The sequence below is a fragment of the Burkholderia sp. Bp8994 genome, assembly GCF_003853805.1.
Lineage (GTDB): Bacteria > Pseudomonadota > Gammaproteobacteria > Burkholderiales > Burkholderiaceae > Burkholderia.
Genome location: NZ_QTQH01000020.1, coordinates 73,206 through 97,416 on the forward strand (window position 1 = coordinate 73,206; position 24,211 = coordinate 97,416).

Below are 24,211 nucleotides of genomic sequence, written 5' to 3' on the forward strand. Positions count from 1 at the left end.
CGCTTATTTTCCGTATTGTTCGCAAATCTGGTTGATGGCGTCGGCCACGCGACGCACGTCGTCTTCCGTCATCTGCGTGAAGAGCGGCAGCGTGACGGTCGATGCGCCGTATCGTTCGGCGTGGGGGAACATGCCCTCCTTGAAGCCGCGCGCACGATACAGCGTGAAAAGATGGATGGCCGGGTAGTGGACGCCCGTGCCGATGCCGCGCTCCTTCATCTGCGCCATGAAATCGGCGCGCGAGATCGACAGCCGGTCGAGCGGCAGCGTGACCTGGAACATGTGCCAGTTGCTGTTCTCGAAATCGGCGACGGGCAGGCCGAGCCCGAGCTGCACGGCCGCACCGCCGTCGAGCGCGGCGAAATACGCGCGCGCGAGTGCGCGGCGCTGCGCGGTGAAGCGCTCGAGGTGCGGCAGCTGGCCGAGGCCGACGCGCGCGGCGACGTCGGTCAGGTTGTACTTGCCGCCGAGCACGTCGCAGTCCATCCCGTCGAAGCCGGTGCGCGTGATGCCCTGCAGCCGGTACTTCTGCGCGAGCGTCGCCTCGTCCTCGTTGTTCAGCACGAGCGCGCCGCCTTCGATCGTCGTCAGGTTCTTGTTCGCGTGGAAGCTGAACGACACGATGTCGCCGATCGCGCCGATGCGCTTGCCTTGCCACGTCGAGCCGAGCGCCTGCGCGGCGTCCTCGATCACGCGCAGGTTGTGTGCGCGCGCAATCGCGTACAGGCGGTCCATGTCGACCGGCAGGCCGGCCAGGTAGACCGGGATGAGCGCCTTCGTGCGCGGCGTGATCGCCTGCTCGAGCTTGTCGAGGTCGATGTTGCGCGTGACGGGGTCGATGTCGGCGAACACGGGCGTCGCGCCCGTCTCGAGGATCACGTTGCTGGTCGATACCCACGACGCCGGCGTCGTGATCACCTCGTCGCCGGGGCCGACGCCCGCGATGCGCAGGCCGATCTCGAGCGTGCAGGTGCCCGAATTGAACGCGCGGACCGGACGGCCGCCGCAGTACTCGGACAGCGCGGCTTCGAACTTCTGGCTCTGCGGGCCGGTGGTGATCCAGCCCGAGCGCAGTACGTCGACGACGCCCTGGATGGTTTCCTCGTCGATCTCGGGGCGGGTGAACGGCAGGAACGGAGCGGTAGTCTGGCTCATGAACACTTTGCCTGTAATGGCGTGTAATAAAGGGGTCGGGCGATCCGGCCCGAAACCGGCATTAAACACCGGTTGCCGGATTCGTACCGTGATTTTTTGTAGGCGGACGCTTAATGCCCGCCGGGCCGGCGGGGCGCGCTCAACTGCGCGCGAGCACGAGCACGCCGATCAGGATGATGCCGATGCCGACCAGCCGCTGGACCGACAGCACCTCGCCGAACAGGTACCAGGCGGCGAACGCGTTGACCACGTAGCCGAGCGACAGCATCGGATAGGCGATCGACACGTCGACCCGCGACAGCCCGACAATCCAGACGACGACGCTCAGCACGTAGCAGCCGAGGCCGCCGATGATCGGCAGCTGGGTCGCGATCTTCAGGCCGACCGGCAGGATGTTCGCACGGCTGAATTCGAAGTGTCCAACGGCGTTGACGCCGGCTTTCAGCAGAAGTTGCGCACAGGCGTTGAGCATCACGCCGGTGATGATGCAGACGAACGAAACGGGATTCATGCGGCGGGCGTCCTTACGATTGCGGTTTCTCGACGATCACGCGGCGGTTGTCGCGCGCGATCACGCGCATCGGCACGCCTTGCCTGACCAGCGTGTCGTACTGGCCGGGCGGCATGATCGCGAGCGCATGGGTGTCCTGCTTCCAGCGTTCGATCCATTGGTCGACGGTCGGGATCCACTTGTCCGGCTCGACCGAGATGCCGAATGCGAGCTCGTCCTGGCGCTGGACCATGATCGTCGTGTGGCCCATATAGAACGGGAACGTGTGATCGAGCATCTCGATCGAGTAGAACGGCGTGTCAGGCGGCAGCTTCGCCAGTTCGGCGCGCACGGCGGGCGCGAGCAGCGCGCCCGAGCTGTAGCGGCCGAATTCGTCGTGACCGGTGCCGCCGATCGTGCCGAACGCGAGCCACGCGGCGCCGAACGCGGTGATCGCGGCCGCGACGCCCACGCGGCGGTTCAGCCAGGCGGCCGCGAGCGTCAGCGCGCCCGCGACCGCGAGGCCCGCGTACAGCCACACCTGGAACGCACGATACAGCGCGTTCGGCGTGCGGGCGTCGCCCTGATACGCGAGGAAGATGATCCCGAACGCCGCGACGACGAAGAACACGAGGTAGCCGAGCAGGTGGCGACGGAACCGGTCGGCGCTCATCAGCGGCAGGTACGCGCCGATGATCAGCGCGAGCGCCGGCGCGACCGGCAGCACGTACGAGATCAGCTTCGAGTGCGACGTGCTGAAGAACAGGAAGATGAACGCGCTCCAGATCAGCAGCACGAGCATCGGCGAGAAGCCGTTCGGCTGGCGCGGCATGCGCAGCGCATGGCGGATGCTCTGCCACGCGACCGACAGCCACGGCAGGAAGCCGACCAGCAGCACCGGCACGAAATAGTAGAACGGGCCCGGGCGGTTCTGCTCCGGGGTCAGGTAACGGCGGAACTGCTGGACGATGAAGAAGAAATTGAAGAACTCGGGGTTGCGCTGCTGGACGAGCACGAACCACGGCGTGACGATCGCGAAGAAGATCACGAGGCCGCTGACCAGGTAGAGTCGCTTCCACAGTGCCCAGTCGCGGGCGATCAGCGTATAGAGCACCAGTACGGCGCCGGGCAGGATCAGGCCGACGAGGCCCTTGGACAGCACGGCGAACGCCATCGCGGCCCAGCACGCCCACATCCAGCCGCGCACCGCGCCCGCCGGCAGCCCGGGCCGCTGCGCGAGCAGCAGCGAGCAGAGCGACAGCGCCATCCAGAACGCGAGCCCCATGTCGAGGGCGTTGAAGTGGCCCATCAGGTTCCAGTACGGCGAGCACGCGAGCACGACGGCCGCGAGCAAGCCGGACAGCGGGTTGAACAGGCGCGCGCCCGTGAAGCCGACCAGCAGCACGCCGGCGAAGCTGGCGAGGCCCGTGTACAGGCGCGCCTGCCATTCGCCGATGCCGAACCAGGCGAACGTCAGCGCGTTCAGCCAGGTCTGCAGCGGCGGCTTCTCGAAATACTTGTAGCCGTTGTAGCGCGGCGTGATCCAGTCGCCGGTGACGAACATTTCCCGCGCCATTTCCGCGTAGCGGCCTTCGTCGCTCGGGATCAGGTGGCGCAGCCCGAGCGGCGCGAACCAGACGATCGCGAGCGCGACGAGCAGGAGGACGAGCGTGATGCGATTGAGCGGTAGCCTCGACGGCGTATCGTTCATGAATTTTCAGCCTGTTGGTTGTTGTAAGCGCCGCCAGCGGGTCGCGCCGGCGGCGGCCGGCTTGCCGGTTGCCGATCCGCGTGATGATCCGGGGATCGACCCGGTGTGCCGGCCCGAGTTTTACCGCATCGGGGATTAACGTTCAATTAAGAGCGCGGCGGCCACTTTGCGGCCCTCAGCCATCAGGATGTTGTAGGTCCGGCAGGCGGCCTGGAAATCCATCGTCTCGACGCCGATCCGCTTGGCCGTCAGCGCGGCCACGAGGCGCGGGTGCGGGAAGCGCAGCCGCGCGCCGCTGCCGAAGATCACGAGTTCGGGGGCCGGGTCGAGCAGCATCGCGAAATGCTCGGGCGCGAGCGCGTCGAACGACGATACGGGCCAGTCCCGCACCGGCGCGCCGGGCAGCACGATGACGCTCCCTTCGTGGCGTTGGAGGTTGACGTCGACATAATCGGGGCCGTAGCCGGTGACGGTGTTGAGCGCGCCGCTCGTGTCCTGGTGCAGTTTCAAATCGGTATTCCGCGGTTCCGTGGAGGGAAGGTCTGGCAAGGGCCGCACGGGCCCGGGCGGCCGTTTCGCGACCGGCGCACGCGGGACGCCTGACGGCGCGGGCCCGGAGCGGCCATGGTGCATTGCGAAAGGTGGCCAAAATCCGCTAAATTATAACTTTTTGGTCGCCCCCGGGCGCCACTTGCATCGTGCGTCGCCACAAGCCGCGTCCGACTGCCCGCATTTTCCCCAGTCTAGACAGCGCGCATAGACCAGCCGCTCTCCAGTTTTGATCCCGTCCCCCGGCCGCAAGGCCAACCCAGGAACCGTGTCGTCGTGAAACCGATTCAGAAGTCGAACAAGCTGCTCAACGTCTGCTACGACATCCGTGGCCCGGTGCTCGAGCACGCGAAGCGCCTCGAGGAAGAAGGCCACCGCATCATCAAGCTGAACATCGGCAACCTCGCGCCGTTCGGTTTCGACGCGCCGGACGAAATCATCCAGGACATGATCCGCAACCTGCCGGCGTCGTCCGGCTATTCGGATTCGAAGGGCGTGTTCTCGGCCCGCAAGGCCGTGATGCACTACACGCAGCAAAAGGGCGTCGTCGGTGTCGGCCTCGACGACATCTACATCGGCAACGGCGCGTCCGAGCTGATCGTGATGGCGACCCAGGCGCTGCTGAACGACGGCGACGAAGTGCTGCTGCCGGCGCCCGACTACCCGCTGTGGACGGCCGCCGTGAGCCTGTCGGGCGGCACGCCCGTGCACTACGTGTGCGACGAGCAGAACGCGTGGATGCCCGACCTCGACGACATCCGCCGCAAGATCACGCCGAACACCAAGGCGATCGTCGTGATCAACCCGAACAACCCGACCGGCGCGCTTTATTCCGACGAATTGCTGCTCGAATTGCTCGAGATCGCGCGTCAGCACGGGCTGATCGTGTTCGCCGACGAGGTCTACGACAAGATCGTCTACGACGGGCTCGAGCACACGGCGCTGGGCTCGCTGTCGGAAGACGTGATCACCGTCACGTTCAACAGCCTGTCGAAAAGCTATCGCTCGTGCGGCTACCGCGCGGGCTGGATGGCCGTGTCGGGCCTCGGCGGCGACAACCGCCGGCGCGCGAAGGATTACCTGGAAGGCCTCGGGATCCTGTCGTCGATGCGCCTGTGCGCGAACGTGCCCGGGCAGTTCGCGATCCAGACCGCGCTCGGCGGCTACCAGAGCATCAACGAGCTGATCGTGCCGAGCGGGCGCCTCTTCAAGCAGCGCGAGCTCGCGTACGACATGCTCACGTCGATTCCCGGCGTGACCTGCGTGAAGCCACAGGCCGCGCTGTACATGTTCCCGCGCCTCGATCCGAAGCTTTATCCGATCCAGAACGACCAGCAGTTCATCCTCGACCTGTTGCTCGAGGAACGCGTGCTGCTCGTGCAGGGGACGGGCTTCAACTGGGCGGCGCCGGATCACTTCCGCGTGGTCTTCCTGCCGAACCTCGACGACCTGACCGATTCGATCAACCGGATCGCGCGCTTCCTCGACGGCTACCGCAAGCGTCATTCGGTCTGAGCGGACAGCGTCCCCCGGCATTCATTCAATTCTTACTCATCGATCACACGCAGCATGGAACCGATCAAAGTTGGCCTGTTGGGCTTCGGCACCGTCGGCAGCGGCACCTTCACGGTGCTGCACCGCAACCAGGAAGAAATCAAGCGACGCGCGGGGCGCGGCATCGAGATCGCGCGCATTGCCGTGCGCAATCCGGCCAAGGCGCAGGCCGCGCTCGGCGGTAACGCCGGCGCCGCGCAGATCACCGACGATTTCAACGCGGTCGTCGACGATCCGTCGATCTCGATCATCGCCGAGATGATCGGCGGCACGGGCATCGCACGCGAGCTCGTGCTGCGCGCGATCGCGAACGGCAAGCACGTCGTGACGGCGAACAAGGCGCTGCTCGCGGTACACGGCACCGAGATCTTCGAGGCCGCGCGCGAGAAGGGCGTGATGGTCGCGTTCGAGGCGGCCGTCGCCGGCGGCATCCCGATCATCAAGGCGCTGCGCGAAGGCCTGACCGCGAACCGCATCCAGTACATCGCCGGCATCATCAACGGCACGACGAACTACATCCTGTCGGAAATGCGCGACCGCGGCCTCGACTTCGCGACCGCGCTGAAGGCCGCGCAGGAGCTCGGCTATGCGGAAGCCGATCCGACCTTCGACATCGAAGGCGTCGACGCCGCGCACAAGGCGACCATCATGAGCGCGATCGCGTTCGGCGTGCCGGTCCAGTTCGACCGTGCCTACGTCGAAGGCATCAGCAAGCTCGACGCGACCGACATCCGCTACGCGGAAGAGCTCGGCTACCGGATCAAGCTGCTCGGCATCGCGCGCCGCGCCGAAAACGGCATCGAGCTGCGCGTGCACCCGACGCTGATTCCGGAGAAGCGCCTGCTCGCGAACGTCGAGGGCGCGATGAACGCGGTCGTCGTGCACGGCGACGCGGTCGGCACGACGCTGTACTACGGCAAGGGCGCGGGCGCGGAACCGACCGCGTCGGCGGTCGTCGCGGATCTCGTCGACGTCACGCGCCTGCACACGGCCGACCCCGAGCATCGCGTGCCGCATCTCGCGTTCCAGCCGGACAGCCTGTCGAACACGCCGATCCTGCCGATCGAGGAAGTGACGAGCGGCTACTACCTGCGCCTGCGCGTGGCCGACCAGACCGGCGTGCTCGCGGACATCACGCGCATCCTCGCCGCCACGGGCATCTCGATCGACGCGCTGCTGCAGAAGGAATCGGAGCAGGTCGACGACGCGAACGGCGAAACCGACATCATCCTGATCACGCACGAGACGCTCGAGAAGCACGTGAACGCGGCGATCGCGCAGATCGAGAGCCTCGCGACGGTGGTCTCGAAGGTGACGAAGCTGCGTATGGAAGCGCTGAACTGAGGACCAGGAACGACATGAACTACATCTCCACGCGCGGCGCCGGCATCGGCGAGCGCCACACGTTCTCCGACATCCTGCTCGGCGGCCTTGCGAAGGACGGCGGGCTGTACCTGCCGGCCGAATACCCGCAGGTGTCGGCCGACGAACTCGCGCGCTGGCGCACGCTGCCGTACGCGGATCTCGCGTTCGAGATCCTGTCGAAGTTCTGCGACGACGTGCCGGCCGACGACCTGCACGCGATCACGCGCCGCACCTATACGGCCGCCGTATACAGCAACACGCGTCACGGCGAGAACGCGTCCGACATCACGCCGCTGAAGACGCTCGGCACCGAGAACGGCGCGGCGCTGTCGCTGCTCGAACTGTCGAACGGCCCGACGCTCGCGTTCAAGGACATGGCGATGCAGCTGCTCGGCAACCTGTTCGAGTACACGCTCGCGAAGCACGGCGAAGCGCTGAACATCCTCGGCGCGACGTCGGGCGACACCGGCAGCGCGGCCGAGTACGCGATGCGCGGCAAGGCAGGCGTGCGCGTGTTCATGCTGTCGCCGCACAAGAAGATGAGCGCGTTCCAGACCGCCCAGATGTTCAGCCTGCAGGATCCGAACATCTTCAACCTCGCGGTCGAAGGCGTGTTCGACGACTGCCAGGACATCGTGAAGGCTGTCTCGAACGATCACGCGTTCAAGGCGCAGCAGAAGATCGGCACGGTCAACTCGATCAACTGGGCGCGCGTCGTCGCGCAGGTCGTGTACTACTTCAAGGGCTATTTCGCGGCGACGACGTCGAACGACGAGCGCGTGTCGTTTACGGTGCCGTCGGGCAACTTCGGCAACGTCTGCGCGGGTCACATCGCGCGGATGATGGGCCTGCCCATCGCGAAGCTCGTGGTCGCGACCAACGAGAACGACGTGCTCGACGAGTTCTTCCGCACCGGCGCATACCGCGTGCGCAGCGCGGAAAACACCTATCACACGAGCAGCCCGAGCATGGACATCTCGAAGGCATCGAACTTCGAGCGCTTCGTGTTCGACCTGCTCGGCCGCGATCCGGCCCGCGTGATGCAGCTGTTCCGCGACGTCGAGGAGAAGGGTGGTTTCGATCTCGCGGCGAGCGGCGATTTCGCGCGCGTCGCCGAGTTCGGCTTCGTGTCGGGCCGCAGCAGCCACACGGACCGTATCGCGACGATCCGCGACGTGTTCTCGCGCTACGACACGATGATCGATACGCACACGGCCGACGGCGTGAAGGTCGCGCGCGAGCATCTCGACGCGGGCGTGCCGATGGTCGTGCTCGAGACGGCCCAGCCGATCAAGTTCGGCGAGACGATCCGCGAAGCGCTCGATCGCGAGGCCGAGCGGCCGGCTGCATTCGACGGGCTCGAGGCGCTGCCGCAGCGTTTCGAGGTCGTGAAGGCCGACGCGCAGCAGGTGAAGGACTTCATCGTCGCGCATACGGGCGCATGACGTAGCACCGGGGTAGCACCGTGCCGCGGGGTCGCAAGCCCGTCGGCGCAGCACGGCCGGAATGCCGATTCGTCGCACGGATCGGGGTTCCGGCCGTTTTGTTTGGGTTGGGCCGCGGCCGCGTACGGGCGCGCCGTCCGACGGCGCGCGAATCGAAACAAGTAAATCGAAACGAGTGCCAGTGCCGCGTGTTCGCGCCGATCACAGTTGCCGCATGTCCGGCATATCGCGCGTGGGCGCGACGGCGTCGCTACAATGACGTATTGACTCCAACGTTTCCCCGATTCCATCGATGTCGAACCCGAATCCCGCGGCGCCGCGCGCGCCGATGCTGTCGACCGCCGAGGCGCTCGCCGCGCTGCTCGAAGCCGCGAAGCCGTTGCCCGGCGCCGAAACCGTCGCCACGCTCGACGCGCTCGGCCGCGTGCTGGCGGCCGACGTGAGTTCGCCGCTCGACGTGCCGCCGATGCATACGAGCGCGATGGACGGCTACGCGGTGCGCGTCGCCGACCTGCTGCACGGCGAGCGGCGCCTGCCGGTGTCGCAGCGGATTCCGGCCGGCCATCCGGCCGCGCCGCTCGCGGCGGGCACGGCCGCGCGGATCTTCACCGGCGCGACGGTGCCGCCCGGCGCCGACGCCGTCGTGATGCAGGAACAGACGTCGGCCGACGGCGATGCGGTCGAGATCCTGCACACGCCGAAGGCCGGTGAATGGATCACCGCGCAGGGCGCGGACATCCGCCAGGGTTCGGTGATCCTGCCGTCCGGCACGCGGCTCACGCCGCAGGCGCTCGGGCTGGCCGCGTCGGTCGGCTGCGCGCAGCTGTCGGTCGCGCGGCGGATTCGCGTCGCGGTGTTCTTCACCGGCGACGAACTGACGATGCCGGGCGAGCCGCTGAAGCCCGGCGCGATCTACAACTCGAACCGCTTCACGCTGCGCGGGCTGCTCGAGCGGCTCGGTTGCCACGTGACCGATTACGGGATCGTGCCCGACTCGCTCGCGGCGACCCGCGACACGCTGCGCGAGGCCGCGCGCGATCACGACGTGATCCTGACAAGCGGCGGCGTATCGGTCGGCGACGAGGATCACGTGAAGCCGGCCGTCGAGGCCGAAGGGCGGCTCGCGCTGTGGCAGATCGCGATGAAGCCGGGCAAGCCGCTCGCGTTCGGCGCGGTGCGCCGCGGCGACGCGCGTCCCGACGCCCATTTCATCGGGCTGCCGGGCAACCCCGTGTCGAGCTTCGTCACGTTTCTGCTGTTCGTGCGGCCGTTCCTGCTGCGCCTGTCCGGCGTGCGCGACGTCACGCCGCGCGCGCTGTCGCTGCGCGCGGACTTCTCGCAAGGCAAGGGTGACCGGCGCAACGAATTCCTGCGCGCGCGCGTCAACGCGGCCGGCGGCCTCGACCTGTTCCCGAACCAGAGCTCGGCGGTGCTGACGTCGACGGTCTGGGGCGACGGACTGATCGACAATCCGCCGCAGCACGCGATCAGCGCGGGCGAGACCGTGCGTTTCATTCCGTTTTCCGAACTGCTGTCGTAATACGACGGCTTCCCGACTTATGAAGATTCAGCTGAAATTCTTTGCAAGCGTGCGCGAGGCGCTGGGCGTGTCCGACGAGCAGGCCGACGTGCCGGACGGCGTGACGACCGTCGGCGACGTGCGCGCGTGGCTGCGCCTGCGCGGCGGCGCGTGGGCCGAAACGCTCGCCGAAGGGCGCGCGTTGCGCATGGCATGCAATCACGAGATGACCGATCCCGATACGCGGCTCACCGACGGTTGCGAGGTCGCGTTCTTTCCGCCGGTGACGGGCGGTTGAGCTTTGGATGGGAGCAGAGTAGGTGCTAAAGCGCTAACTCTGGTCGACCGCAAAGCATGGGACCAGAGTAAGCGCTAAAGCGCCAACTCTGGTCGACAGAGGCAGATGATGGCAACGATACGAATCCAGACCGACGACTTCGACCTGAACACCGAAGTCGCGGCACTGCGCGCGCGCAACCCGAAGATCGGCGCGGTCGCATGCTTCGTCGGCACCGTGCGCGACCTGAACGAAGGCGATTCGGTCGCCGCGATGGAACTCGAGCACTATCCGGGGATGACCGAGAAGGCGCTCGAGAAGATCGCCGCCGAGGCCGGCCGGCGCTGGCCCGGGATCGACGTCGCGATCGTGCACCGCGTCGGCCGGCTGCTGCCGCTCGACCAGATCGTGATGGTCGCGACGGTCGCGTCGCATCGCGGCGACGCGTTCGCGTCGTGCGAATTCGTGATGGACTACCTGAAGACCGAGGCGCCGTTCTGGAAGAAGGAAACAACGCCGGACGGCGAGCGCTGGGTCGATGCCCGCAGTACCGACGATGCGGCGCTCGCGCGCTGGGGCGTCGAATCGGGCAACACGCCGCGTTGAGCGCGTCGTGCGGCGATGTGCCGCAGGCGCTCGAGGGTTCGAGCGCTGCGAATCGTCGTATCAGGCGTCCGGATCCGTGCCGCGTCCGATGATCCTCGCCGGAAACGGTTCGCCGCGGGCGCGTGACGGCAGCGCATGCGGATCGTCGCCCGTGTCGCGGCGGCGCGGCGCGATCGCGTCGAGCAGCGCCTGCTGCTCGGGCGGAATCGGGTAATCCCAGCCGAAGCGGCTCAGCTGCAGGCTCTGCGCGATCCGCAGCGCGGGCTCCATGAAGCGGATGGCCGCGGGCGGCGTGTAGCGGCCCTCGACGGTCTTCAGGAACAGCGACAGCCAGCGGCTGAAATGCGCGGGCTCGATCCCGTCGAGCGGCTGGTGCGCCTGCTGCACGTTGCCGCGATAGCTCTTGGTGCCGAGCACGAGGCTCGACCAGAAGCTCACCATCTTCGGCAGATGCTCGTCCCAGCGGCCGTCCAGCTTCGCGTCGAACACGGGGCCCAGCAGCGGATCGGCGCGCACGCGGTCGTAGAACGCGTACACGAGGTCGCGGATGTTGTCTTCGGTCGGTTCGGCGTCGCGCGGGCGGGCCGGGGCGGTATCGGGTGTGGCGGGCAGGGCGGTCATGGCAAAAAAGGGCCGGGAAATTCAGGGCATCGGTGACATGTCGGCGGAACGGCGGCGGGGGCAACGCGCAGGACGCCGACGGAATTTTGACGCAAAATAGCGTCCACCCCTGCCTGAAAAATGCGCAGATTCCATGCATCTTATTGCGCGCAGGCCGTCCCGGCAACCCGGCGTCGTCGGTGGCCTCGACAGCCGCCCCCGCGCGCGTTCCGATCGACCCGCTTCGCCCGAGCGGGGCACGATCGACGATTTTCCGTATCTGCTCATGAGACTCACCGACTACACCGACTACTCGCTGCGCGTCATGTTGTATCTCGCCGTGCGCGGCGAGGGGCTCGCGACGATCCAGGAGATCTCGGACGCCTACGGCATCTCGAAGAACCATCTGATGAAAGTCGTGCAGCAGCTCGGCGAGCTCGGCTGGGTCGACACCGTGCGCGGCCGCAACGGCGGGCTGCGGCTGTTCCCCGAATCGCTGAAGCTGACGGTCGGCCAGGTGGTGCGCGCGACCGAAAACGATTTCGCGCTGGTCGGCTGCTTCGTGGCCGACGGCGACGAGGCGCGCGGCTGCGTGATCGAGCCGCAGTGCCGCCTGAAAGGTGTGCTGGCGGCCGCGCGCGACGCATTCTTCGCCGAGCTCGACCGCCACACGCTCGGCGAGCTGAGCGTGCCCGCGTCGCCGCTCGCCGCGCTGCTGGGCATTCGTCCGATCGCGCGGGTGCGCGCCGAACCGTCCGGGGATGACGCGCCGGCGGCCGCCGAATCGTCGTCGAGGGGCGACTGACACGCCGGCGCCATCCCCGCCGTCCGCGCTGCGGCCCGCCCACAGGCCGGCGGGTCGCCGCCCGGCGATTTTTGCGTTGAATCAACCCGAATTCCGCTTGAAACCCGTATAACCATCCTCATCTTGGTGTTAATCGAAAATTGGAGGTCTCACCAAATGAGAATCGACAAGCTCACCACCAAGTTCCAGGAAGCACTCTCTGACGCGCAAAGCCTCGCGGCAGGCCGCGACAATCAATACATCGAACCCGTTCACGTGCTGGCGGCGCTGGTCGCGCAGCAGGACGGCTCCGCCCGCTCGCTGATGTCGCGCGCGGGCGTTCACGTGCAGGCGCTGCAAGGCGCGCTGAACGAAGCCATTTCGCGCCTGCCGCAAGTGACGGGAACGGGCGGCGACATCCAGATCGGCCGGGAGCTGGCCGGGCTGCTGAACCAGGCCGACAAGGAAGCGCAGAAGCTCAACGACACGTTCATCGCGAGCGAGATGTTCCTGCTCGCCGTGTCCGACGACAAGGGCGAAGCCGGCAAGCTGGCCCGCCAGCACGGCCTCACGCGCAAGGCGCTCGAAGCCGCGATCGCCGCGGTGCGCGGCGGCTCGCAGGTGCACAGCCAGGACGCGGAAAGCCAGCGCGAGGCGCTGAAGAAATACACGGTCGACCTGACCGAGCGCGCCCGCGCGGGCAAGCTCGATCCGGTGATCGGCCGCGACGACGAAATCCGCCGTTCGATCCAGATCCTGCAGCGCCGCACCAAGAACAACCCGGTGCTGATCGGCGAGCCGGGCGTCGGCAAGACCGCGATCGTCGAAGGGCTCGCGCAGCGGATCGTCAACGGCGAAGTGCCGGAGACGCTGAAGGGCAAGCGCGTGCTGTCGCTCGACATGGCCGCGCTGCTCGCCGGCGCGAAGTATCGCGGCGAGTTCGAGGAGCGCCTGAAGGCCGTGCTCAACGACATCGCGAAGGACGAAGGCCAGACGATCGTGTTCATCGACGAGATTCACACGATGGTCGGTGCCGGCAAGGCCGAAGGCGCGATGGACGCGGGCAACATGCTGAAGCCGGCGCTGTCGCGCGGCGAGCTGCACTGCATCGGCGCGACCACGCTCGACGAATACCGCAAGTACATCGAGAAGGATGCCGCGCTCGAGCGCCGCTTCCAGAAGGTGCTCGTCGACGAGCCGAGCGTCGAGGCGACGATCGCGATCCTGCGCGGGCTGCAGGAGAAGTACGAACTGCACCACGGCGTCGACATCACCGACCCGGCGATCGTCGCCGCGGCCGAGCTGTCGCATCGCTACATCACCGATCGTTTCCTGCCGGACAAGGCAATCGACCTGATCGACGAGGCTGCGTCGAAGATCAAGATGGAAATCGATTCGAAGCCCGAAGAGATGGACAAGCTCGATCGCCGGCTGATCCAGCTGAAGATCGAGCGCGAGGCCGTGAAGAAGGAGCAGGACGAAGCGTCGCAGAAGCGCCTGCAGCTGATCGAGGAAGAGATCGAGCGGCTCGGCCGCGAATATGCTGACCTGGAAGAGATCTGGACCGCCGAGAAGGCCGCGGTGCAGGGCAGCGCGCAGCTCAAGGAAGAGATCGAGAAGGTGCGCGCCGACATCGCGCGTCTGCAGCGGGAAGGCAAGCTGGAGAAGGTCGCCGAGCTGCAGTACGGCAAGCTGCCGCAACTCGAGTCGCGACTGAAGCAGGTCACGCAGGCCGAAGAGCAGGAGCAGCACAACCCGACGCGTCCGCGGCTGCTCCGCACGCAGGTCGGCGCCGAAGAAATCGCGGAAGTCGTGTCGCGCGCAACCGGGATTCCGGTGTCGCGGATGATGCAGGGCGAACGCGAGAAGCTGCTGCACATCGAGGAGAAGCTGCACGAGCGCGTGGTCGGCCAGGACGAGGCGATCAGCGCGGTCGCGGATGCGATCCGTCGTTCGCGCGCGGGTCTCGCCGATCCGAACCGTCCGTACGGCTCGTTCCTGTTCCTCGGCCCGACGGGGGTCGGCAAGACCGAGCTGTGCAAGGCGCTGGCGTCGTTCCTGTTCGATTCCGAAGAGCACCTGATCCGCATCGACATGAGCGAGTTCATGGAGAAGCACAGCGTCGCGCGGCTGATCGGCGCGCCGCCGGGCTACGTCGGCTACGAGGAAGGCGGCTACCTGACGGAAGCCGTGCGCCGCAAGCCGTACAGCGTGATCCTGCTCGACGAGATCGAGAAGGCGCATCCGGACGTGTTCAACGTGCTGCTGCAGGTGCTCGACGACGGCCGCATGACCGACGGGCAGGGGCGTACGGTCGACTTCAAGAACACGGTGATCGTGATGACGTCGAACCTCGGCTCGCAGGTGATCCAGGCGATGACGGGTTCGCCGCAGGAAGAGATCAAGGACGCCGTGTGGCTCGAAGTGAAGCAGCACTTCCGTCCGGAGTTCCTGAACCGGATCGACGACGTCGTCGTGTTCCACGCGCTCGATCGCAGCAACATCGAGTCGATCGCGAAGATCCAGCTCGCGCGCCTGCACGACCGGCTCGCGAAGCTCGACATGGCGCTCGACGTGTCGCCGGCGGCGCTCGAGCAGATCGCGAAGGTCGGCTACGATCCGGTGTTCGGCGCGCGGCCGCTGAAGCGCGCGATCCAGCAGGAGATCGAGAACCCGGTCGCGAAGCTGATCCTCGCGGGCCGCTTCGGTCCGAAGGACGTGATCCCGGTCGACGTCAACGACGGCCAGTTCGTGTTCGACCGCGTCGTGCACTGATCGCCGGCAATCGGCCGCGTGTCCGGTTCGCGCCGGGCACGCAAAAACAAACACCCCGCTCAGGCGGGGTGTTTGCATATGGGGCGGCCGAAACCGCCGCCGAGGCCGTCAGCCGGCGCGGCTCAGGCCTGCTTGTTGCCGCCGAACATGCCGGCGAGCTGCGTGAGCGTGCCGAGCACGTTCGACGTGTCGATCTGGCCGCCGGCCGGCACTTCGCCGTTCGGCGTCGCGCTGTTGACGACGTGCGGCAGCACCTGCGCGAGGATCGACGAGGCCTGGCCCGGATCGATGCCGATCTTGCTGGCGAGCGAACCGACGACGTCCGAGCCGAGCACGTTCTGCAGCGTGTCGGGCGAGATCGGCTGGTTTTCGCCGGTGCCGACCCACGAGCCGATCACGTCGCCGGCGCCGCCTTTCTGGAACTTCTCGATCAGGCCGTTCAGCCCGCCCGGCTGGTTGTTGATGAATTCGAGCGCGGTCGCGATCAGCGCGCTTTGCGAGTTGCCGCCGGCCTGGCCGCCGAGCAGACCGCCAACGATATCGAGGAGACCCATGGTTCTTCACCTTTACTGAAAAGGGCGCCGTGACGACGGCGCCCGTTGATCGAATGCCGCGCGCACGCCATCGCGCACGCGGCGCACATCAGGCGCCCGACGCCGCGGCGGCGGAGGCTGCCTTGTCCTTCTTGCTCTTCTTCTTCGAACCCTTCGTCGCCTTCGTGGACGACGCTGCGGCCGGCGCGCTCGCGCCCGCGTCGGCGGAGGCCGCCGCGGCTGCGGCCGCCTTCTCCTTCTTCGAGGCGCGCTTGCCCTTGGCCGGCTTGGTCGCCGCTTCCGGAGCGCTCGCGGCCGGTGCAGGTGCCGCAGCCGTCGTGCCGGCCGTCGCGGTCGTCGACGTCGGAGCGGTGCCTGCCGGCGTCGTGGCCGACGTGGTCGACGAGGTCGTCGCGGCCGGCTTCGACAGCTTCACGCCCTTCGGCGGCGTCGACGAGCCGCCGATCGTCAGGCCGTTTTCCTCCAGATGCCCGACCGACTTCGTGCCGAGACCCTTCACGCGGTTCGCGAGATCGTCCGCGTCCTTGAACGGGCCGTTCTTGGTGCGTTCGTCGATGATCGCCTTCGACTTCACGGGGCCGAGGCCCTTCACCGATTCGAGCGCGGCCTGGTCGGCCGTGTTGACTTCGACGGCCGCGGCGAGGCCGGCGGCAAGCGACAGCGATAGCGCGACGAACAGCATCAGCAGCTTTTTCAGCATGGCAAAGGCTCCCTGGTTCTGACGGATGAATGGCTGTTGCAACGGACGGCGGGGCGAGGCCTGGCCGGGCGTCGCCGTTAAGCATAGGACAAATGCGTGCCCTTTTTGAGACAGGCTGACCGAATCTTGCTGAAGGCTTGCGTCGCTGTAAAGACGGAAAGCCGCGTCGGGTGGCCGTTTTGACCATTCTTTACGGTGTCCGCGGCGGTGATTCCAAATTGTTGTACTTGGCCGTGCGACAACGCTTGACTTAGAGTGAACTCTAACTCCTAACCTTGTTCCTGCCATGTCGAAAACCGTATCCAGATCCTCCACCGCCGGTCCGCTCACGATCGGGCAAGTCGCCGAACTGACCGGCGTGTCGACGCATACGCTGCGGTATTACGAGCAGGCCGGCCTGCTGCGCGCGATTTCGCGCACGGCGGCCGGGCACCGGCTCTACGCGCCGGCCGATCTTGACTGGCTGGGCTTCGTGATGCGCCTGAAGGCGACCGGCATGCCGATCGCGCAGATGCAGCAGTTCGCGGCGCTGCGTGCGCAAGGCGAGTCGACGTTCGGTGCGCGGCGGGACTTGCTGGTCGCGCATCGCGACGCGGTGCGCGCGCATATCGCGGAGTTGCAGGCAAGCCTCGACGCGATCGGCGACAAGATCACGTACTACGAGACGCAGGAACGCGAGACGGAACGACGGGCGAACCCTACTCACTCATTCTCGGAACAGGACGGACACCATGGAACGACTCGTTGAAGATCGCTATGCGCGCGGCTGGAACAAGCTGAAGGAAATCGACGGCGAAGTGGGCGAACGCGTGATCGCGTCGCTTGCGCCGATCGCGCCGGACTTCGGGCGGCTGATCGTCGAATTCGGTTTCGGCGACATCTACAGCCGGCCGCAGCTCGACCTGAAAGCGCGCGAGATCGCGACGATCGCCGCGCTGGCCGCGCTCGGCAACGCGCAGCCGCAACTGAAGGTGCATGTCGAGGCGGCGCTGAACGTCGGCTGCACGCGCGACGAGATCGTCGAGGTGTTCATGCAGATGGCCGTCTACGCGGGTTTTCCGGCCGCCCTCAACGCGTTGTTCGCCGCGCACGAGGTGTTCACGCGGCGCGATGAAGCGGCCGGTCGGGACGCCGGCACGACCGAAGCGGGCGCGCGCGCCGCGTGACGCGACGCGTGCCGGTGCGTCGGATGAACCGGATGCATCAGATGCTTCAGAGGCGGTGCGGCGCGACGATCCGGTGTTTCGCGATCCGCCGGTACAACGTCGCGCGCGAGATGCCGAGCGCCTGCGCGGCAGCGTCCGGCCGCCAGCGATGCGCGGTGAGCGCCGCGACGATGCGGCCGCGTTCGTCGTCCGGCAGCGCGCCGGCCGGGCCCGCGCCGAGCTGCGCGGCGAGATCGGCGGGCAGGTCGCGCCGCGTCACGCGTGCGGCGTCGCACACCGCGCACGCATAGCGCAGCACGTTGCGCAGCTGCCGCACGTTGCCGGGCCACGGATACGCGGCGAGCTGCTCGGCGAGCGTCGCGTCGAGCGTGAGCACATGGCCGGTCGCCTGCGCTTCCTCGGCGAACACCGCGGCGATCACGTCGCGCACGTCCGCGCGCTCGCGCAGCGGCGGCAGTTCGAACGTCGCGCCGCTCAGCCGGTAATACAGATCCTCGCGGAACGTGCCGTCGGCCACCATCCGCGCGAGATCGCGGTGCGTCGCGCAGATCACGTCGAGATCGACGCGCACCGGCGTATCGCTGCCGAGCGGGACGACCTCGCCGTCGGCGAGCACGCGCAGCAGGCGCGTCTGCAGCGTGAGCGGCATGTCGCCGATTTCGTCGAGGAACAGCGTGCCGCCGTCGGCGAGCGCGATCTTGCCGCGCGCGCCGTGCTTGCGCGCACCGGTGAACGCACCGGCCGCATAGCCGAACAGCTCGCTTTCGATCAGCGCCTCGGGCAGCGCGCCGCAGTTGACCGCGACGAACGGCCGTGTGCGTCGCGCACCGGCGTCGTGGATCGCGCGGGCGAACACTTCCTTGCCCGCGCCGGTTTCGCCAAGCACGAGAATCGGCAGCCGCTTGCTCGCGACACGCAGCGCGAGTTCGGCCTGCTGCGCGACCCGCGCGTCGCTGCTGTGCAGGAACGGCGTCAGCGCGCCGACGTGGCGCTGCGCGGTGCCGGGGCGGCGCGATGCCGGGGCGGCTCGTGCCGTGCCGGTTTCGCGGCCGGCGCGCCGTAGCGGCGCGCGCAGCCGTGCGTAGAGCGGGGCGCCCGTCGCGCGCAGCCGCAGCGCGACGATCGCATCGAGCCGCGCGGCGTCGCGCAGCGGCATCTCGGTCGCATCGAAGATCTCGTCGATATGGCGCGGTTCGCGCAGCGCCGGCAGCGCGTCGCGCGCCGTCCGGTTCGCGGCGACGATATTGCCGCATTCGTCGAACGCGATCAGCCATTCGGGTTGCGCCTCGACGTAGTGACGATTCGGATGCCCGAACAATATCCAGTGCTGCGCGGTGCTGTGCACGAAGTAGCCATCCTCGATCAGCGCCGCGCTCTGCCGCACGAGCTGGTACACGAGACGCTGGCTGTCGCGGCCGTCCGGCGACTGGACGGCCGACGCATCGAGCACGCCGATCAGTTCGCCGCCCGGCGCGAAGATCGGGGCCGCGCTGCAGGTGAGCGTGGTGAACGCCGCGCGGAAGTGGTCGGTCTTGTGCACGGTGATCGGCGCGAGATCGGTCAGCACGCTCGCGACGCCGCAGGTGCCTTCCTCGCTTTCCGACCAGCACGAGCCGATGTGCAGCCCCGCATGACGGAAGTCGTTGCGGCGTTCGCGGTCGATCCGGTAATCGATCGTCACGCCGTGCGCGTCGGTCAGCATCACGCAGTAGTCGGCGACGCGAATCATGTCGTGCAGGCGTGTCAGGCACTGGCCCGATGCGCGCAGGAAGGCCTCCTCCTTGTCGCGCACCTCGCGCAGCTCGGCCGCGGTCAGCACGCGCGGGCCGATCGACGACGCCGGGTCGAGCGCGTAGCGCTCGAGCGAGCGCTGCCACGACGACACGAGACGCGCGGAGTCGGCCGGCGCGGGCAGGCGTCCGGCGAGCGCGCCGAGCACACGGTCGGCGTGCTGGGCCTGGGGGACTGCGTAGGGCATGATCGGCTCCGGTTCCGTACGGCGGGGAATTCGATGTTCTTGTAGCACATCCGCTTGCGCGGATCACATTGCATCGCAGCACGCGCGCGGCGTGAGACGGTCGTCTCAGCGGTATCTCAGCCGGTCTCGCGCGGCTGAGACGCGCGGGCAGGCCGCGCGCAACGGTGGGCCGGCGCACGGCGGTGCGCGCCGCGCCGCGAGCCGCGTGGCTTGCCGGCGAAATTGCGGTCCGGATGAAGGCGCCGAAACCGGCGCGCCAGGAGATCGACCGCGTGAGACACACGGGCGGTTTCGCAGGGCGTCGGGCGCTCGCGGCAGCAGATGCCGATGCCTGGCGTACCGGCCGAGCCAGTCCACACGCGGGTTTCGCGGTCATTGCACACACGGTGGCACGCCGCTTGCAGATGTCACGGGCAAGCCGGCGCAATCGCGTCGGCGACGACGATCCGCTGCCCTCGATGACGGCGGACGACACATGCAAGGCCGGCGCGCGAGCGCCGGCCCACTGGATGGAGACAAGCCCGTGACGACGCCCGTGACCGTCGGCGTGATCGCGAACCCCGCATCGGGGCGCGACATTCGCCGCCTGACGACGCATGCATCCGTATTCCCGACGGCGGAAAAGGCCAACATGGTCGTGCGCCTGCTCGCCGGCCTCGGTGCGATGGGCGTCGAGCGCGTGCTGACCTTGCGCGACAAGACGGGCATCGCGACGCTGCTGATGCGTGCGCTCGATACGCATCGCGCGGTCGCGCCGCACGAGCGCTGGCCCGACGTCGAATTCGTCGACCTGCCGATCTCGGACACCGTCGCCGACACGCAGGCCGGTGCCGCCTACATGCGACGGTTGGAAGTCGCGCTGATCGTCGTGCTCGGCGGCGACGGCACGCATCGCGCGGTCGCCGCGCATTGCGGCGCGACGCCGCTCGTCGCGCTGTCCACCGGCACCAACAATGCGTTTCCCGAACATCGCGAAGCGACCGTCGCGGGCGTCGCGGCAGGACTTGCCGCGACCGGCGCCGTGCCGGCGGAGGTCGCGTTCATGCGCAACAAGCGGCTCGTCGTGCGCTGCGCGGCGGGCGCGAACGCGGGGCGCGAGGAGATCGCGCTCGTCGACGTATGCGCGGCCCGCCAGCGCTTCATCGGTGCGCGCGCGATCTCGGGGCCCGACGACATCGACACGCTCTACCTGACGTTTGCGGAGCCGGACGGCATCGGCCTGTCCGCGCTCGGCGGCGCGTGGGCCCCGCTCGAGCGCAGCGCGCCGCACGGGCTCGCGATGCGCTTCGCCGCCGACGGCAAGACCGCCGGCACGCCGCTCGTCGCGCCGATCGCGCCCGGCCGCGTCGATCGTGTCGTGATGCGCAGCTGCGAGCGGCTCGAGCCGAATGCGTGGCAGACGATCCCGTTCGAGCACGGCACGCTCGCGTTCGACGGCGAGCGCGAGATCGAGGTCGCGCGCGGCGAGCGCTACGAGATCGCGCTCGACTGGCGCGGGCCGTTGACGGTCGATGTCGGCCGCACGCTGCGTTACGCGTCGTCGCGGCAGCTGTTGCGCGATGCCGGCGCGTGGCGCTTCTGATCGCGGCTTCGCGACGACATCTCGATCGGATTCCGAACCTTCTACAAGGAGACTTCGCCATGACAGCCCGTTTCGACGAACCGGTCGCCATCGCGCGCATGCGGGCCGCGCGCGTCGACGGGCGCGTCACGTTTCACTGACGGCCGCAGGGCCGCCATGCAATCCGTCGCCGCAGCATTGTCGCGGCGGCATTCGCAGTCAGACCTATCCAGGAGACACACATGACCGTTTCGACACAGCTCAGCAGGGACACGCTGCTGGACGCCTACCGGCTGATGCGCACGATCCGCGAATTCGAGGAGCGCCTGCACGTCGAGTTCGCGACCGGCGAAATCCCCGGCTTCGTTCACCTGTACGCGGGCGAGGAGGCTTCCGCGGTCGGCACGATGCTGCATCTCGGACTTGCGGACTACGTCGCCACCACGCACCGCGGGCACGGCCACTGCATCGCGAAAGGCGTCGACGTGCACGGGATGATGGCCGAGATCTACGGCAAGAAAACGGGCGTCTGCCACGGCAAGGGCGGCTCGATGCACATCGCCGACCTGGCGATGGGGATGCTCGGCGCGAACGGGATCGTCGGCGCGGGCGGCCCGCTCGTGTGCGGCGCGGCGCTCGCGGCCAAGCACAAGAAGACCGGCGGCGTCGGCGTGTGCTTCTTCGGCGACGGCGCGTCGAACCAGGGCGTGATCTTCGAATCGATGAACCTCGCGTCGGTGTGGCGCCTGCCGGCGATCTTCGTGGCGGAGAACAACGGCTATGCGGAAGCGACGTCGTCGAGCTGGTCGGTCGCGACGGACAACATCGCCGACCGCGCGAACGGCTTCGGGATGCCGGGCGTGATCGTCGACGGCTTCGACTTCTTCGCGGTGCACGAGGCGCTCGGCGAGGCCGTCGCGCGCGCGCGCAACGGCGGCGGCCCGACGCTCGTCGAGGTGAAGTTCACGCGCTACTTCGGCCATTTCGAAGGCGATGCGCAGACCTACCGCGCGCCGGGCGAAGTGCAGAAGCTGCGCGACGAGAAGGACTGCCTGAAGCATTTCGAAGCGCGCGTCGTGCGTGCCGAGGTGCTGACGACCGACGATCTGCGCGCGGTCGATGCGCAGGTGAAGGCGCTGATCGACGATGCGGTCGCGCAGGCGAAGGCCGCGCCGCTGCCCGACGCGGCCGACCTGCTGACCGACGTGTACGTGTCGTACCCGTGAGCGCGCTCTGACACAGCTGCCGGCGGCCGGCGCAGCCGGCACGGCGAACCGAATATCCCAGGAGACAGACATGGCAAGGAAGATCACTTATTCGCAGGCGATCAACGAGGCGCTCGCGCAGGAAATGGCGCGCGACGACAGCGTGATCGTGATGGGCGAGGACAACGCGGGCGGCGCGGGTGCGCCGGGCGAGGACGACGCATGGGGCGGCGTGCTCGGCGTGACGAAGGGGCTGTTTCACAAGTTTCCGGGCCGCGTGCTCGATACGCCGCTGTCGGAAGGCGGCTACATCGGCGCGGCGGTCGGCGCGGCCGCATGCGGGATGCGGCCCGTCGCGGAGCTGATGTTCATCGATTTCATGGGCGTGTGCTTCGACCAGATCTTCAACCAGGCCGCGAAATTCCGCTATATGTTCGGCGGCAAGGCCGTGACGCCGGTCGTGATCCGCGCGATGTACGGCGCGGGCCTGCGCGCGGCCGCGCAGCATTCGCAGATGCTCACGTCGCTGTTTACGCACATTCCGGGGCTGAAGGTCGTGTGCCCGTCGACGCCTTACGACGCGAAGGGGCTGCTGATCCAGTCGATCCGCGACAACGATCCCGTGATCTTCCTCGAACACAAGCTGCTCTACACGCGCGAAGGCGATGTACCTGAGGAATCCTATGCGATTCCGTTCGGCGAGGCGAACGTCGTGCGCGAAGGCGACGACGCGACGATCGTCACGTACGGCCGGATGGTGCATCTCGCGACCGACGCGGCCGCGAAGCTCGCGAAGGACGGCATTCACGTCGACGTGATCGACCTGCGTACGACGTCGCCGCTCGACGAGGAAACGATCCTCGAAAGCGCGGCGCGCACCGGGCGCGTGGTGGTGGTCGATGAAGCGAACCCGCGCTGCTCGATCGCGACCGACATCGCCGCGCTCGTCGCACAGCGCGCTTTCCGAACGCTCAAGGCGCCGATCGAGCTCGTCACCGCGCCGCATACGCCCGCGCCGTTCGCCGGCGTGCTGGAAGACCTTTACATCCCGTCCGCCGACGCGATCGCGCAGGCGGTACTCAAGACCAGGAGCTGACACGATGTCGATTCACATGATCACGATGCCCAAGTGGGGGCTGTCGATGGAGCAGGGGCAGGTCAACGGCTGGCTGAAGGCGATCGGCGAGCGCGTGACGAAGGGCGACGAAGTGCTCGACGTCGAGACCGACAAGATCTCGTCGGGCGTCGAGTGCGCGTTCGACGGCACGCTGCGCCGGCAGGTCGCGCAGGAGGGCGAGACGCTGCCCGTCGGCGCGCTGCTCGGCGTGGTGGCCGCGGCCGAGGCGAGCGATGCCGACATCGACGCGGCGATCGCCGAATTCCAGCGCGATTTCGTGCCGGCCGCGGCCGCCGACGATGCGGCCGGCCCGCAGCCCGAGAAGGCGCAGATCGGCGGACGCACGGTCCGGTTCCTGAAGCTCGGCGACGGCTCGGGCACGCCCGCCGTGCTGATCCACGGCTTCGGCGGCGACCTCAACAACTGGCTGTTCAACCACGCGGAGCTCGCCGCGCACCGGCCCGTCTGGGCGCTCGATCTGCCGGGGCATGGCGAGTCGGGCAAGGCAGTCGACACCGGCAGCCTCGACGAACTGGCCGATGCGGTGCTCGCGCTGCTCGATGCGCAGCACATCGAGCGCGCGCACCTGATCGGCCATTCGATGGGCGGCGCGGTGGCGATGACGTTGGCCGACAGCGCGCCGGAGCGCGTCGCATCGCTGACGCTGATCGCGAGTGCTGGGCTCGGCGCCGACATCAACCGCGATTACATCGACGGCTTCGTCGCCGGCAACAGCCGCAACACGCTGAAGCCGCACCTCGGCGCGCTGTTCGCGGACCACGCGCTCGTCACGCGGCAACTGGTCGAGGATCTCGTCAAGTACAAGCGGCTCGAAGGCGTGCAGGCCGCGCTGGAGAAGATCGCGAGCGCCGCGTTCGACGGTGCGGCCCAGCGGCGCGTGTTCCGCGACCGCGTCGGGTCGCTCGCGCCGCGCACGCTCGTGATCTGGGGCGAGCGCGACCAGGTGATTCCGGCGCGGCACGCGCAGGGCTTGCCGGACGGCGTGCGTGCCGAGGTGATCGCCGGCAGCGGCCACATGGTGCAGATGGAGGCGGCTGCCGACGTGAACCGCCTGATCGTCGCGTTCCTCGGAGACTGAC

At 67.9% G+C, this 24,211-nt stretch carries 23 protein-coding genes; 15 read left to right on the plus strand and 8 right to left on the minus strand.

What is annotated here, in order from left to right; translation table 11 throughout:
* Positions 1-3: 3 nt before the first annotated feature.
* From DIE04_RS22105 to DIE04_RS22120, 4 genes are all read right to left on the minus strand, one after another.
* Entirely contained in the window at positions 4-1,155 is a 1,152-nt protein-coding gene (locus DIE04_RS22105) for a DegT/DnrJ/EryC1/StrS aminotransferase family protein (RefSeq protein WP_044847241.1), read from the minus strand.
* Between the two features lie 139 nt (positions 1,156-1,294).
* The gene (locus tag DIE04_RS22110; RefSeq protein WP_044847242.1) at positions 1,295-1,666 is read right to left on the minus strand and encodes an EamA family transporter; all 372 of its coding nucleotides are present in this window, start codon (positions 1,664-1,666) and stop codon (positions 1,295-1,297) included.
* Between the two features lie 13 nt (positions 1,667-1,679).
* A complete protein-coding gene (locus DIE04_RS22115; RefSeq protein ID WP_124520207.1) occupies positions 1,680-3,356 on the minus strand; it encodes a glycosyltransferase family 39 protein in 1,677 nt (558 codons plus the stop codon).
* Between the two features lie 135 nt (positions 3,357-3,491).
* Positions 3,492-3,866, minus strand: a complete 375-nt coding sequence (locus DIE04_RS22120) for an Mth938-like domain-containing protein (RefSeq protein WP_006754746.1) — start codon at positions 3,864-3,866, stop codon at positions 3,492-3,494.
* 315 nt (positions 3,867-4,181) lie between these two features.
* Here DIE04_RS22120 and DIE04_RS22125 point away from each other — a divergent pair, with 315 nt between their 5' ends.
* The 6 genes from DIE04_RS22125 (at position 4,182) to DIE04_RS22150 (ending at position 10,671) form a co-directional block, all read left to right on the plus strand.
* Entirely contained in the window at positions 4,182-5,420 is a 1,239-nt protein-coding gene (locus DIE04_RS22125) for a pyridoxal phosphate-dependent aminotransferase (protein ID WP_124486277.1), read from the plus strand.
* Positions 5,421-5,474: 54 nt separating this feature from the next.
* On the plus strand, positions 5,475-6,803 hold the full coding sequence (locus tag DIE04_RS22130; protein ID WP_124486278.1) for a homoserine dehydrogenase: 1,329 nt from the start codon (positions 5,475-5,477) through the stop codon (positions 6,801-6,803).
* A gap of 14 nt (positions 6,804-6,817) precedes the next feature.
* A complete protein-coding gene (gene thrC, locus DIE04_RS22135) occupies positions 6,818-8,269 on the plus strand; it encodes a threonine synthase (protein ID WP_124520208.1) in 1,452 nt (483 codons plus the stop codon).
* A 292-nt stretch (positions 8,270-8,561) separates the two neighbouring features.
* A complete protein-coding gene (glp, locus tag DIE04_RS22140; protein ID WP_124520209.1) occupies positions 8,562-9,809 on the plus strand; it encodes a gephyrin-like molybdotransferase Glp in 1,248 nt (415 codons plus the stop codon).
* A gap of 19 nt (positions 9,810-9,828) precedes the next feature.
* Complete coding sequence (gene moaD / locus DIE04_RS22145; protein ID WP_006758354.1) at positions 9,829-10,086, plus strand: molybdopterin converting factor subunit 1; 258 nt, start codon at positions 9,829-9,831, stop codon at positions 10,084-10,086.
* Positions 10,087-10,194: 108 nt separating this feature from the next.
* Positions 10,195-10,671, plus strand: coding sequence for a molybdenum cofactor biosynthesis protein MoaE (locus DIE04_RS22150; RefSeq protein ID WP_124486280.1), 477 nt, complete (start codon positions 10,195-10,197; stop codon positions 10,669-10,671).
* Positions 10,672-10,731: 60 nt separating this feature from the next.
* Here DIE04_RS22150 and DIE04_RS22155 read toward each other — a convergent pair whose 3' ends face one another.
* Positions 10,732-11,292, minus strand: coding sequence for a group III truncated hemoglobin (locus DIE04_RS22155; protein ID WP_124520210.1), 561 nt, complete (start codon positions 11,290-11,292; stop codon positions 10,732-10,734).
* 265 nt (positions 11,293-11,557) lie between these two features.
* Here DIE04_RS22155 and DIE04_RS22160 point away from each other — a divergent pair, with 265 nt between their 5' ends.
* Positions 11,558-12,076: an Rrf2 family transcriptional regulator gene (locus tag DIE04_RS22160; RefSeq protein ID WP_124486281.1), complete on the plus strand. Its 519-nt coding sequence runs from the start codon at positions 11,558-11,560 to the stop codon at positions 12,074-12,076.
* Positions 12,077-12,232: 156 nt separating this feature from the next.
* A complete protein-coding gene (gene clpB / locus DIE04_RS22165) occupies positions 12,233-14,830 on the plus strand; it encodes an ATP-dependent chaperone ClpB (RefSeq protein WP_044847251.1) in 2,598 nt (865 codons plus the stop codon).
* A 122-nt stretch (positions 14,831-14,952) separates the two neighbouring features.
* Here the strand turns inward: clpB and DIE04_RS22170 are convergent, their stop codons facing one another.
* Positions 14,953-15,384, minus strand: a complete 432-nt coding sequence (locus DIE04_RS22170) for a YidB family protein (protein WP_124486282.1) — start codon at positions 15,382-15,384, stop codon at positions 14,953-14,955.
* Between the two features lie 88 nt (positions 15,385-15,472).
* Positions 15,473-16,084, minus strand: a complete 612-nt coding sequence (locus DIE04_RS22175; RefSeq protein ID WP_124486283.1) for a helix-hairpin-helix domain-containing protein — start codon at positions 16,082-16,084, stop codon at positions 15,473-15,475.
* Between the two features lie 286 nt (positions 16,085-16,370).
* Between DIE04_RS22175 and DIE04_RS22180 the strand changes: the two genes are divergently transcribed.
* Together DIE04_RS22180 and DIE04_RS22185 are read left to right on the plus strand one after the other, a co-directional pair.
* Positions 16,371-16,832, plus strand: coding sequence for a MerR family transcriptional regulator (locus DIE04_RS22180; RefSeq protein WP_124520211.1), 462 nt, complete (start codon positions 16,371-16,373; stop codon positions 16,830-16,832).
* Entirely contained in the window at positions 16,816-17,250 is a 435-nt protein-coding gene (locus DIE04_RS22185; protein WP_124486285.1) for a carboxymuconolactone decarboxylase family protein, read from the plus strand. Before DIE04_RS22180 ends, DIE04_RS22185 begins: the two co-directional genes overlap by 17 nt.
* Positions 17,251-17,296: 46 nt before the next feature.
* Here the strand turns inward: DIE04_RS22185 and DIE04_RS22190 are convergent, their stop codons facing one another.
* Positions 17,297-19,228, minus strand: coding sequence for a sigma-54-dependent Fis family transcriptional regulator (locus DIE04_RS22190; protein WP_124520212.1), 1,932 nt, complete (start codon positions 19,226-19,228; stop codon positions 17,297-17,299).
* Positions 19,229-19,751: 523 nt separating this feature from the next.
* Between DIE04_RS22190 and DIE04_RS22195 the strand changes: the two genes are divergently transcribed.
* From DIE04_RS22195 to DIE04_RS22210, 5 genes are all read left to right on the plus strand, one after another.
* Complete coding sequence (locus tag DIE04_RS22195; protein WP_124486287.1) at positions 19,752-20,810, plus strand: ATP-NAD kinase family protein; 1,059 nt, start codon at positions 19,752-19,754, stop codon at positions 20,808-20,810.
* Entirely contained in the window at positions 20,798-20,950 is a 153-nt protein-coding gene (locus DIE04_RS29845) for a hypothetical protein (RefSeq protein WP_185500396.1), read from the plus strand. Before DIE04_RS22195 ends, DIE04_RS29845 begins: the two co-directional genes overlap by 13 nt.
* An 81-nt stretch (positions 20,951-21,031) precedes the next feature.
* Entirely contained in the window at positions 21,032-22,015 is a 984-nt protein-coding gene (locus tag DIE04_RS22200; protein WP_044847260.1) for a thiamine pyrophosphate-dependent dehydrogenase E1 component subunit alpha, read from the plus strand.
* 70 nt (positions 22,016-22,085) lie between these two features.
* The gene (locus DIE04_RS22205) at positions 22,086-23,090 is read left to right on the plus strand and encodes an alpha-ketoacid dehydrogenase subunit beta (RefSeq protein ID WP_044847261.1); all 1,005 of its coding nucleotides are present in this window, start codon (positions 22,086-22,088) and stop codon (positions 23,088-23,090) included.
* Between the two features lie 4 nt (positions 23,091-23,094).
* Positions 23,095-24,210 (plus strand): acetoin dehydrogenase dihydrolipoyllysine-residue acetyltransferase subunit, encoded by a 1,116-nt coding sequence (locus tag DIE04_RS22210; protein WP_124486288.1) that lies wholly within the window; start codon positions 23,095-23,097, stop codon positions 24,208-24,210.
* The last annotated feature ends 1 nt before the right edge of the window (position 24,211 follow it).